Genomic DNA, 13,694 nt, shown 5'->3' on the forward strand with positions numbered 1-13,694 from the left:
TCATGAATGATCGGCATAGGGGCGCAGCAGCCGCCGCTCCAGCATCAGCGTGGCCTGATAGCCCAGCAATCCGATGGCGGCGATGGCGGTCAACGCGGCGAACATGAGGGGCGTGTCCATCATGCCCTGCGCGGCGATGATGACGGCGCCCAGGCCGCGGCTGGCGCCGATGAATTCGCCCACCACGGCGCCTACCAGCGCCAGCACCAGCGCCACGCGCAAGCCGGCCAGAATGCCCGGCAGGCCCGCCGGTAGCTTCAGGCGCAGCAAGGTCTGCCCGCGCGAGGCGCCCAGCATGCGGAATAGCTGCAGGCGGTTCGGATCCACCTGCCGCAGACTGGTCAACGTGTTTTCCATCAAGGGAAAGAAGCAGATCAGGGCGGTCATGACGACCGTGGGCGCCATGCCGAACCCGAACCACAGTACGAACAGCGGCGCCAGCGCCAGCTTGGGGACCACCTGGCTGACAATGACGTAGGGCTTGAGCACGCGGTCCAGCAAGGCCGATTCGGCCAGCGCCACGCCCATCGCCAGGCCGGCCGCGCCACCCAACGCCAGCCCCAGCAGCATTTCGGCAAGCGTCGCGCCGATGTGCGGCCACAGGTAGCCGGTGGCCAGGCTGGTCCACAACGTCTTGGCCACGGCGGACGGGGCGGGCAGCACCAGTGCGGAGATGCCCGCCTGCCGCACGGTCGCCTCCCAGGCGCCCACCAGGACGACAAGCAGCGCGACCGCCAGGAAGCGGGAATGGAGGGCTTGCTTCATGGGCGCGCCTCGTTCATGAATCCGAACACCTGCGCGCAATGCGCATTGAAGGCGGCGCCGTGCCGCATCGACTGCGTGCGCGGCGCGGGCAGGTCCACGCGCACGTCGGCCACCATGCGCCCCTGGTGCATGACCGCGACGCGGTCGCCCAGGTACACGGCCTCGCCAATGTCATGCGTGACGAACAGCACGGTGGTCTTGCGCAGGCGGCACATCCGCATCAGATCGTCCTGCAACTCGCCGCGCGTGATCGCGTCGAGCGCGGCGAAGGGCTCGTCCAATAGCAGCAGGGCCGGCCGAAGGATCAACGCGCGCGCCAGCGCCACCCGGCTTTGCTGGCCGCCGGACAGTTGCCGCGGGTAATGCCGCGCGTGATCGGACAGGCCCAGCATCGCCAGCAGTTCGTGCGCATGGTCGATGTCGTCCACGGATGGCCGGCGCTGCAGCGACACGGGCAGCAGCACGTTGTCGATGACGCGGCGCCATTCCAGCAGCGTGGGCGCTTGGAAAACATAGCCCAGCTGCGGACCGGGCATGGCGGGCGTGCCGTCCCACCGCCGGACGCGGCCGGACTGCGGCGTCAGCAGGCCCGCGGCCAACTTGAGCAGTGTCGTTTTGCCGCATCCGCTGCGGCCGACCAGACAATGGAATCCGCCGGCCGCAAGCCGCCAGTCAATGCCGTCGACGATGGCCGGCCGGCCAGGGTAGGTGTAGACGACCCCCTCGATGTTCAGGAAAGGCGCGGACGGATCGGCGTTCATGGTTCGTAGCGCGCGAACGGTTCGGTCGCGGCTTCGGCGGACTGTTCGATCTCGGCCATGCGAACCAGGTCCAGCAAATTGAAGCGGCCATCGTGATGCCAGCCGGCTTCCGGCGTGCTCATCGCGCCGATGGCGCTGATGCGCGTGACGCCCGCCGCACCCAGTTGCTCGGCCAGCCGGTACAGCTCTTCCGGCGTGGCGGCCACGCCGGCGGTTTGCAGGAATTCGCGGCGGGTCTCCACCAGCGGCGCCACGTCGTCCAGCGCGTCGATGCCGGCGACCGTGATGCTGCGCTGCAGGGCCGTCGGCGTCAGCGACGCCGCATCGTCGGCGTAGGCCACGCTCCAGGGCGCGGCGGGGTCGCCGATCAGGGCATCCGCGCCATTCGGCGACAGCGCCCATTCGATCGACTGGCGCCACTTCGCCACGGCGGCCGATTCTTCCAGTTCCAGCGCGCGGCGCGGAAAGCGCCGTTGCAGGTTCGACAGCTCGCCCGCCAGATAGCCCGAAAAGTCGCGCGGCGAGACCGCGCCGCCGCGCTGCACATAGAACACATGTGGGGAATAACAGCCTTGCTGGTCATAGCGCATCACGTCCCACGCGGCGCGGCGGGCCAGCGCGGGCGCCTTCTGGGCATCCAGCGCCATCGCACTGACCACGCCGAAACCCAGCTTGTGGCCGTGGGCCAAAAAACGCGTCGTGACCGGCAGGCGACGCTGAATGGCGTGCAGCGCGTCATTGCCGCCATAGGCCACCACCGTGTCGGCCTGAGCGTAGAGCGCCGACGCGTCGTCGTCGCCTGCGCCGCGCCACCACACCACGGCCAGGCACTCTGCCAGCGGCGGATGAACTTCCGCCAGCAGCCGCGCGAACCAGCCCGCGAACAACGGTTCGGCGCTGGGCACCTTGCCGATATTTCCCGCCTTCACCAGCAGGCCGCAGACCAGACTCCACAGCGCCAGCGCGGGCACATTGCCGGCCCAGCTGTGCGCAAGCAGCTGCGGACCGTAGGCACGCACGGCGCCGCCCTTGGCCGCAGGCTGGAAACCGTCCAGCACCTTGGGGTTGGCAAAATCTTCGGCTACGAAGCGATGCAGCTGCGGGGCGCGAAAGGTCTTGAAAAAACCGGTCAGCCCCAGCCGCACCATCTCGGCGTCGTACCCGCTGACAATCGGCAGCAGCGCGTCGGCCTGCCGCCGATACGGGTCGTCCGGGTCCAGCAGGCGGGCGATGACGCGGTCGATGACGGCGATGATGTCCGACACCGTCATCGTCTTCAGATGCTGCGCGCTGGCGTGCTTGACGCGCTGTGCCAGCGCCTGCATCTGCGGCGCGGACAACACCGGCACCGCGACGTCGACGCGTTGGCCGCCCTGCGCGAACGGCAAGGTTTGCCACTGGACGTCTGCTGCGGCCAGTCCCGGCAAGTAGCCCGCTTCGACCCGCACGGTCTTCATGGCGTGGCCGACCGGATGAACTCTTCCACCGCTAGCGAGCAGCCCTTGGCCTGAGCGCCCTCGGCGCGCCCCAGCAGCAAGAAGCCGCCGTCGGCCGGCAGCCCGACGTCTTCCGTCAGGATGGTGTTGACCGAATTGAAGTTACCCAGGTCGCAGTGCGCCAGGATGCCGCGTTCGCCGGCCGGCACGGTGCGGCCGGTGGCTGGATCGACCAGACGCGAACGGATCCAGTGCGGGCCCGACTTGACCGACGGCACAACGGCATTGCCGTCATCGTAGAACTGCGTGCTGAGTTCCGTCATGCCGTACATGTTGATGCACAACGCGCGCGGCACGCCCAACAGCGCCGAAAGCTCCGAATAGAAGGTGTCCAGCGGCAATTCGCGCGACTGGCCCTTGTAGCCGCCGGTATCCAGGATGCGGCTGCCCGGCGGCAGGCGGAACGAACGGCCTTCCTTGCGCAGCGCGTCGATCACATGCACAAAGCTGAAGCTGGCGCCCAGCAGCGCATAGGGCTCGCCTCGGCGCTCGGCCTCTTCCAGCTGGCGCCACAAACCGTCCAGGTCGATGCCTTGCGCCGACATGAAGTAGCGGCTGTCTTCCGTGCCGAAAACGGACTTCGCCAGCGCCAGATAATGCGCCAATGATGAATTGGGCATCTCGATTTCGTCGGGGAACAAAATGCCCATCGGCAAACGCGCCGTGCCCTGCATGACGCGCTGGGCAAAATTGCGCGTCATGGACAGGTCGTAGACGTCCAGGTGCGGATGAAAGTGGCGCCCGCGCATATCCGCGCGTGTCGTGCCGCTGGTCATGAACACGCGTTCGTCGGGCCGGGGCGCTTCGCAACGCAGTTCCATCGCCTTGAAGGCATCGATGGGCACTGCCGGAATATCGCTCCACGTCTTCACGTTGCGCACCGTCGCGCCGCGGCGCTGGCAGAAGCTGCGATAGGGCGCGCTGGCACCGTACTGATAGGCGAAGAGGCGCAGCGCGAGCTGATCGAACTGCTCGTCGGTGCAGCCGTCCTGGGCAATGAATTCGAGTAGGTCCGCGACCGGCGGGGCGACGTTGTTCATGGGCGTTCGTTGATTCCAGTACAGGGAAGCTCCGAAGCCCGCCTGCGCAAGCGGCGCAGGGGCGCGGTCTGGCAAGGCAAATGCTCTTCTTACGCCGGCATGAACCGGGTCAAGTTCGCGGGTCTGAATCTCAGCACTGGCGTGCACCCCGGAGCAAGAGCGATTTTACCCTGCAATGGGGGCTCGCTGTTTTGCCCAAGCGGGTTTGGCATATCTGTCCGAAATTTGTATACGTTTTCCGAAAAACGTTGGCCCACGCACAATCGATTAAAGTTACAGGTTGAAAAAAATGGCGGGTAGCAGCAATTCATGAATCCTCAATCTCTTTCTGCGTTTATTTGGTCGGTCGCAGACCTCCTGCGTGGAGACTACAAACAATCCGAGTACGGGCGCGTCATCCTGCCGTTCACCGTCTTGCGTCGTCTGGACTGCGTACTGACAAAGACCAAGCCCGCCGTGCTTGCTGAATTTGAAGCGAAGACGAAGGCAGGCCTGAACCCCGATTCCTTCCTGCTGCGCAAGGCTGGAACCAGTTTCTACAACACTTCGCCGCTGGACATGGAAAAGCTGCGGGGCGACCAGGACCACATTCGCCAGAACCTCTACGCCTATGTCCAAGCCTTTTCTCCGGCGGCGCGGGACATCTTCGAACGATTCGATTTCTACACGCAGGTAGAACGCCTTGCAAAGGCCAACCTGTTGTATCTCGTCACCGAGAAATTTGCCAACATCGACCTGCATCCGACAGAGGTCGACAACGCCAGCATGGGCCTGGTGTTCGAGGAATTGATCCGCAAGTTCGCGGAAATTTCCAACGAGACGGCCGGGGAACACTTCACGCCGCGAGAGGTCATCCGCCTGATGGTGAACCTGTTGTTCATCGAGGACGACGACGTACTTACCCCTGGCGCTGCCGTGGTGCGCACCATCTATGACCCCACGGCCGGAACCGGCGGCATGCTGTCGATCGCTGGCGAACACCTGCTGGCTCATAACCCGCAGGCGCGCTTGAACATGTTCGGGCAGGAACTCAATGATGAGTCCTATGCCATCTGCAAGGCCGATATGCTCATCAAGGGCCAGCCGGTGGAGAATATCGTTGCAGGCAACACCCTCAGTGACGATGGCCATGCCGGACTGAAGTTCGACTACATGCTGTCCAACCCGCCGTTTGGCGTGGAATGGAAAAAAGTCGAAAAGGCGGTGCGTCAGGAGCATGAGAGCAAGGGCTTTGATGGCCGGTTTGGCCCTGGTCTGCCCCGCGTCTCCGACGGGTCCATGCTGTTCTTGATGCACTTGCTTTCGAAGATGACCCCGGTCGTCAACGGCAAGGGTGGCAGCCGCTTCGGCATTGTGCTCAATGGATCGCCGCTATTCACTGGTGGAGCCGGGAGCGGAGAGAGTGAAATCCGTCGCTATGTGCTGGAAAACGACTTGGTGGAGGCTATCGTAGGTCTGCCCACGGACATGTTCTACAACACGGGAATTTCTACCTATGTGTGGATATTGTCTAACAAGAAGCCGGCTGCCCGTCGGGGTTTCGTGCAACTTATCGACGCCAGTAGCTTCTGGAAAAAGATGCGCAAGAGCTTGGGCAGCAAGCGCAAGGAGATGGGTGACGACCATATCGCTACGGTGACGCGGCTGTTTGGGGAGTTTGTTGAGGCTGGGTTGGTCACGGTGTTGGATGCCGCTGGGCAAGTTCAGGGTGAGCCGCAGCTTGTCATGGGTAACGATAAGCTGCCGACAGCACCCGAAGGTGGCAAGCTCAAGCGCGTGCCGATTTCACGTGTTTTCAAGAACCAGGATTTCGGCTATACGGCCATCTTTGTCGACCGGCCGCTGCGCGATAAGGCGGGCAACGTCGTGCTTGGCGGGAAAGGGAAACAAAAGGGGAAACCTCTACCCGATAGCGCGCTGCGCGATACGGAGAACGTACCGTTGACCGAGGACATCCATACTTACTTTGAGCGCGAAGTGTTACCGCATGCGCCTGATGCATGGATAGACGAAACCAAGAGCAAGGTGGGCTATGAGATTCCGTTTAATCGTCACTTCTATGTTTTTGAACCACCTCGAAGTTTGCATGCAATTGACGAGGATTTGAAGTCAGTGTCGCTCAGAATTATGAAGATGCTGGAGGAGTTGGCGGAATGAGTTGTCCTCCATATCTTGAATACAAAAGCAGTGGAATAGATTGGTTGGGCAGTCTGCCAGAACACTGGTCCATTGGCCCGCTCAAGCGAAGGTATGAAGTTTGTCTGGGCAAGATGCTGCAGACGGATTCTGCTTCGGAAACGGATTTGTTGAAACCGTACATGCGGGCTGCGAACATTAAATGGAGTGGCGTTGATATCACCGACGTTAAATCAATGTGGTTTTCTGCCCGAGACGTCCAGCAATTACGGTTGACGGAAAACGACCTGCTCGTTAGCGAGGGAGGAGATGTTGGGCGCTCCGCGTTGTGGCTCGATGAGATTCCGGAGTGCTATATCCAGAATTCAGTGAATCGAATTCGTGCGAAGGGCGGAGATTCGACAAAATTCCTGTATTACTGGATCGCTACGATTAAGGCGAAAGGATATATCGATGTCCTATGCAACAAGTCTACGATCGCTCACTTCACTGCCGAGAAAGTCGCTGCAGTTCCCACACCGCTTCCACCCTCAGTCGAGCAATCTGCAATCGTGCAATTCCTCGACCGTGAAACCGCCAAGATCGACGCGCTGATTGCCGAGCAGGAGAAGCTCATTGCCCTGCTAGCCGAAAAGCGCCAGGCCACCATTTCCCACGCCGTCACCAAAGGCCTCAACTCTAACGCCCCGATGAAAGATTCCGGCATAGCATGGCTGGGGGAGGTGCCGGAACATTGGAAAGTTGGTAAGGCTGGATACTACATATCCGTTTTGCCTGGCTATGCTTTTCCGTCCGCTGGCTTCTCGCTTGACGAGGATGGCACAAGGTTGCTGAGGGGTATCAATGTTGGCGTGGGAGAACTCCGCTGGGATGAGGTTGTGTACTGGCCAAATACAGAGGTGGACGGGCTTGATACGTTTTCGCTTCGCGAGGGTGACGTGGTAATCGGAATGGATAGGCCGCTCATCAGTCGTGGCATGCGAGTCGCACTTGTTAGGTCGGAAGACCTGCCCTGCCTTCTCCTGCAACGGGTCGCTAAAGTGCAGCCAGGTTCAAAGATGGAGGGACGTTTCATCATGCGACTCCTAAGCTCGCGAGCTTTTGAAGCGCACTTCGCTCCGGAGACCACTGGCGTCAGCGTTCCGCATATCAGCGGTGAGCAGATTTGCAGCTTCGTCGTGCCAGTCCCCCCGCTGGGTGAGCAAATGGCCATCTGTCGTTTTTTGGAGGCCGAGTTGGAAAATCTCGACACCCTGAATCACGAATGCGAAGGAGCGATTGCGCTTCTTAAGGAGCGCCGCTCTGCTCTCATCGCCGCCGCTGTCACTGGACAAATCGATGTGCGCGGAACATCAAAAACGACGACAAAGCAGGAGCCAGCTCTAACATGAGTGACATCCAGCTCTTCCGATTGCAGAATGGCTCCGTCATTGAACTCACTGGTCACGCTGCTCTCCTCGAAAAGCATCTTCAGATCCTCATCGAAAGCCAGATGGAAACGTTGCTGGGCGTTCGATTCTTAGCCAGCGAATACGTCACCGGTAAGACACACAAGGGGCGTATCGATTCATTGGGGATGGATGAGAACGGATGCCCGGTCATCCTTGAATATAAGCGGCACAGTCACGAGAACGTGATGAGTCAAGGTCTGTTTTATCTGGACTGGCTTATGGACCATCAAGCTGAATTTCGTTGGCTGGTGATGGAAAAGTTTGGCAAGGAAGCGGCGGACTGCATCGAGTGGTCCGGAACCAGGCTTCTTTGCATTGCAGCTGACTTCACCCGTTATGACGCACACGCAGTGCAACAGATACCCCGCAATATCGAGCTCATCCGCTACAAGCTTTTCGGGGATGACCTTTTGCTGCTGGAACTGGTCAATGCGCAAAGTGTTCCGGATGCTACTACCGTCAAATCTCAAGATTCCCAGCCAGGCGTGGCATCGCCAACGCCAAAATCAGCCGGTAAGGACAAATCGCTACTAGAGCAGCTGGCGCTGGCAACCCCTGAGATTCGAGCGTTGTACGAGCAGATCACCTCTTTGCTATTGAGCTTGGGAGACGATGTGCAGCAGAAATCGCTCAAGCTTTATACGGCGTTTCGTCGCATGAAGAACTTTGCCTGCATCATTGCTTTCCCAATCGTTTACTTGTAACGCTCAAATTGAACCCGGCCACCGTTGCATTCGAAGACGGGTTTAGTCGTGATGTCAGTGCAGTGGGGCACTGGGGCACCGGCGACGTGGAACTCTGCTTGAGGACGGGAGCGGACCTGGAAAAGGCCCGTGTACTCATCGAGCGAAGTTACGCGGAAAGTTGAATCCACAGATCTAACAAGAACAAGGCACAGGACAGCCATGGGCGTACAAAATCTTCATCAAGAACAGCACTTCGAATCGGAAATCTGCGCTCACCTGGCTGCAAATGGGTGGTTGTACGCAGAAGGTGACGCTGCGCACTTCGATCGCGCATACGGCCTGTTTCTGCCCGATGTACTTTCGTGGGTGGAGTCTACGCAGCCCGACAACTGGCAGCGTCTATCCAAAACCCATGGGGTTTTTTTGCCCCAGGTGCTGGCCGAGCGCATCCGCAAGAACCTGAATGAGCGCGGGTCGCTTGACGTGCTGCGCCGGGGCGTGGAAATGTTGGGCCTGAAGGAACCGCTTGAACTAGCGCAGTTCAAGCCGGCGTTGGCCATTAACCCGGCAACCCAGGCGAAGTACGCCGCTAACCGGCTGCGGGTGGTGCGCCAAATTTGCCATTCGCCGAACAGTCCCAGGGACGAGTTGGACCTGGTGCTGTTTCTCAATGGTATTCCAGTAGCGACTGCAGAGTTGAAGAGCAACTTCACGCAGAGCGTGCAGGACGCCGTGGACCAGTACCGCTTCGATCGGCATCCACAGCCCAAGGGCGGGGTACAGGAGCCTTTGCTGAGCTTTCCTGGCGGTGCGTTGGTGCACTTTGCGGTGAGCCAAAGCGAAGTAATGATGAGCACCAAGTTGACCGGCAAAGACACCTTTTTCTTGCCCTTTAACCGGGGCAATGAAGGCGGCGCGGGCAACGCACCCAATCCCGATGGTTTTGCTACGGCCTATCTGTGGGAAGAAGTCTGGGCCCGCGAGAGTTGGCTGGACATTCTGCATCGCTACCTTATCTGTAAGCGCAACGACAAGGAACAGCCTCAAACCGTCATTTTTCCGCGCTACCACCAGTTGGATGCGACGCGGAAGTTGGTTGCAGATGTGCTAGATAAGGGGGCGGGCGAACGCTATCTGATTCAGCATTCCGCAGGTTCAGGGAAAACGAACTCGATTGCCTGGACGGCCCACTTCTTGGCCGACTTGCACAACGCGCAGCATCAGAAGCTCTTTGACAGCGTGCTGGTCGTCAGTGACCGGACAGTGTTGGATGCGCAGTTGCAGGAGGCAATTTTCGATTTTGAACGCACGACAGGCGTCGTTGAAACGATTACGAATGAGCACGGCAGCAAAAGTTCCCAGTTAGGCCAGGCACTTAAAGCTGGAAAGAAGATTATCGTTTGCACCATCCAGACCTTCCCCTTCGCTTTGGAAGAGGTGCAGAAGCTGGCGGCTACGGAGGGGAAGCGCTTTGCGGTGATCGCTGACGAAGCACATAGCTCGCAGACAGGCGAAGCAGCGGCCAAGCTCAAGCAGTTGCTGTCGGCTCAGGAGTGGGCCGATTTGCAGGATGGCGGGGAAATCGACACAGAAGCGCTATTGGCGGCTCAGATGGAAGCGCGTGCTGGCGCAAAGGGGCTGACGTACGTGGCCTTTACCGCAACGCCCAAGGGCAAGACGCTGGAGCTGTTTGGCCGCAAAGGCCCGGATGGCTTGCCACAGCCGTTTCATGTGTATTCGATGCGTCAAGCCATTGAGGAGGGTTTCATCCTTGATGTATTGAAGAACTACACCAACTACAAGCTGGCCTTCAAATTGGCGCACGACGGTCAGGAATGGGACGACAAGCAGGTCGAGCGCAACACGGCGATGAAGGGCCTGATGCAGTGGGTCCGTCTGCATCCCTACAACATTGCCAGCAAGGTTCAAATCGTCGTCGAGCACTATCGCGAGAACGTACAGCCTTTGCTGGAAGGCAAGGCGAAGGCTATGGTGGTGGTTGGGTCTCGTCGAGAAGCCGTGCGCTGGCAAAAGGCGATTCGAAGCTACATCACCAGACAGAATTACCCATTGGGCGTATTGGTGGCATTCTCGGGTGAAGTGAGCGACGCCGAGAGTTTTCCCGATCCCGTGACGGAGAACAGCGAAGCGCTTAATCCCGGTTTGCGCGGTCGCGAAATCCGTGAGGTTTTCAAAGGGCAGGACTATCACCTACTGTTGGTGGCCAACAAGTTTCAGACGGGGTTTGACCAACCGCTGTTGTGTGGCATGTATGTAGACAAAATGCTGGGAGGAATTCAGGCGGTGCAGACGCTATCGCGTTTGAATCGGGCGTATCCCGACAAGGACAGGACTTATATCCTGGACTTCGTCAACGAGCCTGCGGACATTCTTAAGGCCTTCAAAACCTACTACGAGACCGCTGAATTGGAGGCAGTGACCGACCCGCACTTGGTTTACGACCTGCGCGCCAAGCTGGACGCGTCCGGATGCTACGACGAATACGAAGTTGACCGCGTGGCACAGGTGGATCTTGATCCACATGGTACACAGAAGCAGCTCGATGCCGCTATTGCCCCTGTCGCTGACCGCCTGCTCAAGCGGTACAAGGTGGCGCAACAAGAGCGGCTGGCCGCCGAAGAAAAGCATGACGACAAGGTAGCCAAAGCGGCCAAAGACCAGTTGGAGGCGTTGCTGCTATTCAAGAATGACATGGGCGCCTATGTGCGTCTGTACGCGTTCTTGAGCCAGATTTTTGATTATGGCAATACGGGTATCGAAAAGCGCTTTCTGTTCTACAAGCGCCTTATTCCGCTGCTGGAATTCGGCCGGGAACGCGATACGGTAGACCTGTCAAAGGTGGTTCTGACCCACCACACCCTCAGGAGTCGGGGCAAACAACCCATGGGCCTGAAAGCCGACGGTAGCTATGCCTTGCCGCCGATGGACGCAGTGGGGAGCGGCAGCGTCCAGGAAAAGCAGCAGGCCTATTTGGTCGAGATCATTGAAAAGGTCAATGGATTGTTCGAGGGCGAGCTGTCTGAGGGTGACCAGCTCGTCTACGTAAACGGCGTCCTCAAGGGAAAACTGCTGGAAAACGAGACATTGGCGCAGCAGGCGGCCAGCAATACCAAAGAGCAATTCGCTAATTCACCCGATCTGGGCAAGGCGTTGGTCGATGCCATCATGGATGCGTTCGAGGCCCATCAGGCGATGAGCACGCAGGCGCTCGGGTCCGCAAAGGTGCGCGAGGGGCTTAAGGATATTCTTCTGGGGCCGGGGCAGTTGTACGAAAGCTTGCGCGACCGCCCGACAGATGCCGGCGCTAATGCGTAAGAAACTCAGCGATCCCTTCTTGGCGGTGGCTGATCAGGGGATCGTTTGCAAGGGCTCGTCGTCGCCCAGGTCGAAACCTTGCTGGCCATCCAATCGGAATGCTCCTGGGTCATAGCCGGCCGACAGCACGATGGATCGCACCTGGCATGTCGCGGCGTCACGTAGCCGATCACAATACTTATGCAACGACGACGCATCCTCAGTGAGGATGAAGGGAATGCGTTCGTGGCAGGCTTGAGCGATCAGTTTGATGTCGTCGCGTGCCACTGGGCGGGGAGTGTCGTCGTTCCGTGAGCCCAGCGCATTCCATAGCTGGGCGGCGCGTTGCCCATGTGGAATATTGAAGGGCAAGTGACGGAATTTTTGTAGCGGCAAATCAGTAATTGGCTGCTTGATGCCGAACTCCGCAGCGACAACGGCCGAAAAGTAAATCGGCAGCGACTCGTCCAGCATCTGTCGGAAGTACTTGGTGGCAGTGGGGTGATTGGGACGAGTGGCGTCGACCAGAGAGATCAGATAGCTGGTGTCCAACAGCACTGCGGCGGTCATGTGTCGTCGCCCCGCAGCGACTCAACCCATTGGGTGGCATTGGATACGTCCGCCCATGCGGCAGTCCCTTTGCGTACCATTTGCTGGAACTCGTCCTCGTCGTACGCCGGGTGATGGGCTTCGAATGAACGTAGATTCAAATTGCGGAGTTCACCCGTGCGCAGATTTTCCTCTGCCGTCACATGCAGCAACGCCGAGCGGTAGAGGCGGTTTTCACTCTCTTGGGCGAGTAGCTGCTGGGTGGCCGCCACCGTGAGGGATTTACCGTTTTCGAGCACGAGATGGACGTTGGCTTTGGTCTTGCCGCCCCAGTCCACGATTTTGCCGTGCAGGTACTTTTCAACCGTTACCCAGATATCGACCGACTGCTTGAAGTCTGACTGGGCGTTGATAGTAGTGAGAGGACGATTCGCCGCGTTCTCCAGGCGGTAAATGCGGTTTGGGTTGCTGCGGGCCTGGGCTTGCCAGCGCTCAATGACCGTGGCTCGCTTGGGGTCGATGGCGCTCAATGAACCGGGGTTGGCCAATTGCGCTACATCCGACCACAGCATCGAGGCTCCCAGAAGCCCTGTCGCTACTAAAACCAGCGACCCTTCGTCTATGGATACCAGCACTTCCGCAGGGTTCACCTCTCGGGTCGAGCCCTGCAAAAAATCACTGACGTCCTTCTGAAACTCACCTAACAGATTCAGTGGAACATGCTTCGGCCCCACATCAATGCCGTTGATGCGGTCGCGGACAGCAAAGCGAAGGTGGTTGGCCGGTTCCATAACGAAGATTGTAGGGCTTGTCTCGGCGTTTTGGACGTTTGTAACAATCGTCAGGAGTCTAGGAGTGTCGAATTTGACTCTCTCTCGACTGCACGGTCCTGCGCGGCAGGACTTAGTCCCAACCGTACCAAGCATCGACAAATGCGCCCGCTTTGGCTTCCGTGACTTCCGGGCGCTTGTGGAGCCAGTCCAGCACCGCTTGACGATCCTCGTCGGAAGGCGAGCCGATCGCAGAGGACACGAGGCCATCAATTTTGCTTTGCCCCACCATTCCACCAAAATACAACTTGCGAGATTCGATCATGTCGATCAGCGAGTCGAGCAAGGTTTCGTCACTTGAGTCCTCTTTGAGCAATGCTCTAACTTCAAAGACGAATTGCTGAAATTCCCCGACGTGCAGCTTTTTGCGTTGGCGGCGGGTGAGACGATCTAGTCGTTTGCCGGCGGGAACGTTAAAGGAAGGTGTTCGCATCTTGGGTTTGGGCAAGAGTTTGGAATCAAACGCTTCGGCGGCGGAGGGGGCGGGGCTGGCAGGATGAGGCGCCCGGAACGGCCTTCGTAGCACCGATTTGGCGCGTCATCCGAGGCTGGGGTGCAAAAATCTTCGCTGCTGCGCAGACTTGGGAGTTTGGTGGCCTGGGGCGGAATCGAACCACCGACACAAGGATTTTCAATCCTCTGCTCTACCGACTGAGCTACCAGGC

At 59.3% G+C, this 13,694-nt stretch carries 11 protein-coding genes and 1 riboswitch; of the genes, 4 read left to right on the top strand and 7 right to left on the bottom strand.

The annotated features are described in order from the left end of the window. From ACI0FO_RS28010 to ACI0FO_RS28025, 4 genes are read right to left on the bottom strand one after another with little or no spacing between them, the layout of a single operon-like run. The gene (locus ACI0FO_RS28010; protein ID WP_416031861.1) at positions 1-765 is read right to left on the bottom strand and encodes an ABC transporter permease; all 765 of its coding nucleotides are present in this window, start codon (positions 763-765) and stop codon (positions 1-3) included. Further along, positions 762-1,526 (bottom strand): ABC transporter ATP-binding protein, encoded by a 765-nt coding sequence (locus tag ACI0FO_RS28015; RefSeq protein ID WP_416031862.1) that lies wholly within the window; start codon positions 1,524-1,526, stop codon positions 762-764. Before ACI0FO_RS28015 ends, ACI0FO_RS28010 begins: the two co-directional genes overlap by 4 nt. Further along, positions 1,523-2,983, bottom strand: a complete 1,461-nt coding sequence (locus ACI0FO_RS28020; protein WP_416031863.1) for an acyl-CoA reductase — start codon at positions 2,981-2,983, stop codon at positions 1,523-1,525. Before ACI0FO_RS28020 ends, ACI0FO_RS28015 begins: the two co-directional genes overlap by 4 nt. Continuing rightward, positions 2,980-4,062: a long-chain fatty acid--CoA ligase gene (locus ACI0FO_RS28025; protein WP_416031864.1), complete on the bottom strand. Its 1,083-nt coding sequence runs from the start codon at positions 4,060-4,062 to the stop codon at positions 2,980-2,982. The genes ACI0FO_RS28020 and ACI0FO_RS28025 overlap by 4 nt, the downstream gene beginning before the upstream one ends. A 69-nt stretch (positions 4,063-4,131) precedes the next feature. After that, a riboswitch (TPP riboswitch) is annotated at positions 4,132-4,223 on the bottom strand. A 148-nt stretch (positions 4,224-4,371) separates the two neighbouring features. On the opposite strand from ACI0FO_RS28025, the gene ACI0FO_RS28030 reads away from it, so the two are divergent. The 4 genes from ACI0FO_RS28030 (at position 4,372) to ACI0FO_RS28045 (ending at position 11,671) form a co-directional block, all read left to right on the top strand. Further along, the gene (locus tag ACI0FO_RS28030; protein WP_416031865.1) at positions 4,372-6,219 is read left to right on the top strand and encodes a type I restriction-modification system subunit M; all 1,848 of its coding nucleotides are present in this window, start codon (positions 4,372-4,374) and stop codon (positions 6,217-6,219) included. Continuing rightward, entirely contained in the window at positions 6,216-7,589 is a 1,374-nt protein-coding gene (locus ACI0FO_RS28035) for a restriction endonuclease subunit S (protein WP_416031866.1), read from the top strand. Before ACI0FO_RS28030 ends, ACI0FO_RS28035 begins: the two co-directional genes overlap by 4 nt. Continuing rightward, positions 7,586-8,353, top strand: coding sequence for a DUF91 domain-containing protein (locus ACI0FO_RS28040; RefSeq protein ID WP_416031867.1), 768 nt, complete (start codon positions 7,586-7,588; stop codon positions 8,351-8,353). The genes ACI0FO_RS28035 and ACI0FO_RS28040 overlap by 4 nt, the downstream gene beginning before the upstream one ends. 201 nt (positions 8,354-8,554) lie before the next feature. Beyond that, the gene (locus ACI0FO_RS28045; RefSeq protein ID WP_416031868.1) at positions 8,555-11,671 is read left to right on the top strand and encodes a type I restriction endonuclease subunit R; all 3,117 of its coding nucleotides are present in this window, start codon (positions 8,555-8,557) and stop codon (positions 11,669-11,671) included. 33 nt (positions 11,672-11,704) lie between these two features. Here ACI0FO_RS28045 and ACI0FO_RS28050 read toward each other — a convergent pair whose 3' ends face one another. From ACI0FO_RS28050 to ACI0FO_RS28060, 3 genes are all read right to left on the bottom strand, one after another. After that, a complete protein-coding gene (locus ACI0FO_RS28050; RefSeq protein WP_313463649.1) occupies positions 11,705-12,220 on the bottom strand; it encodes a type II toxin-antitoxin system VapC family toxin in 516 nt (171 codons plus the stop codon). Further along, positions 12,217-12,990, bottom strand: a complete 774-nt coding sequence (locus ACI0FO_RS28055; RefSeq protein ID WP_416031869.1) for a hypothetical protein — start codon at positions 12,988-12,990, stop codon at positions 12,217-12,219. The genes ACI0FO_RS28050 and ACI0FO_RS28055 overlap by 4 nt, the downstream gene beginning before the upstream one ends. Positions 12,991-13,102: 112 nt before the next feature. Further along, positions 13,103-13,477 carry a YggL family protein gene (locus ACI0FO_RS28060; protein WP_416031870.1) on the bottom strand — a complete coding sequence of 125 codons (375 nt, stop codon included), beginning with the start codon at positions 13,475-13,477 and terminating at the stop codon, positions 13,103-13,105. Positions 13,478-13,694 lie beyond the last annotated feature (217 nt).

The organism is Achromobacter marplatensis (assembly GCF_049060505.1).
Classification (GTDB): domain Bacteria; phylum Pseudomonadota; class Gammaproteobacteria; order Burkholderiales; family Burkholderiaceae_B; genus Achromobacter; species Achromobacter marplatensis_A.

What these genes read in the sequence shown, in the direction of transcription:
- ACI0FO_RS28040 (WP_416031867.1), top strand. Translation starts at nt 7,586, where the DNA reads ATGAGTGACATCCAGCTCTTCCGATTGCAGAATGGCTCCGTCATTGAA.
- ACI0FO_RS28045 (WP_416031868.1), top strand. Translation starts at nt 8,555, where the DNA reads ATGGGCGTACAAAATCTTCATCAAGAACAGCACTTCGAATCGGAAATC.
- ACI0FO_RS28030 (WP_416031865.1), top strand. Translation starts at nt 4,372, where the DNA reads ATGAATCCTCAATCTCTTTCTGCGTTTATTTGGTCGGTCGCAGACCTC.
- ACI0FO_RS28055 (WP_416031869.1), bottom strand. Translation starts at nt 12,990, where the DNA reads ATGGAACCGGCCAACCACCTTCGCTTTGCTGTCCGCGACCGCATCAAC.
- ACI0FO_RS28010 (WP_416031861.1), bottom strand. Translation starts at nt 765, where the DNA reads ATGAAGCAAGCCCTCCATTCCCGCTTCCTGGCGGTCGCGCTGCTTGTC.
- ACI0FO_RS28020 (WP_416031863.1), bottom strand. Translation starts at nt 2,983, where the DNA reads ATGAAGACCGTGCGGGTCGAAGCGGGCTACTTGCCGGGACTGGCCGCA.
- ACI0FO_RS28050 (WP_313463649.1), bottom strand. Translation starts at nt 12,220, where the DNA reads ATGACCGCCGCAGTGCTGTTGGACACCAGCTATCTGATCTCTCTGGTC.
- ACI0FO_RS28015 (WP_416031862.1), bottom strand. Translation starts at nt 1,526, where the DNA reads ATGAACGCCGATCCGTCCGCGCCTTTCCTGAACATCGAGGGGGTCGTC.
- ACI0FO_RS28035 (WP_416031866.1), top strand. Translation starts at nt 6,216, where the DNA reads ATGAGTTGTCCTCCATATCTTGAATACAAAAGCAGTGGAATAGATTGG.
- ACI0FO_RS28025 (WP_416031864.1), bottom strand. Translation starts at nt 4,062, where the DNA reads ATGAACAACGTCGCCCCGCCGGTCGCGGACCTACTCGAATTCATTGCC.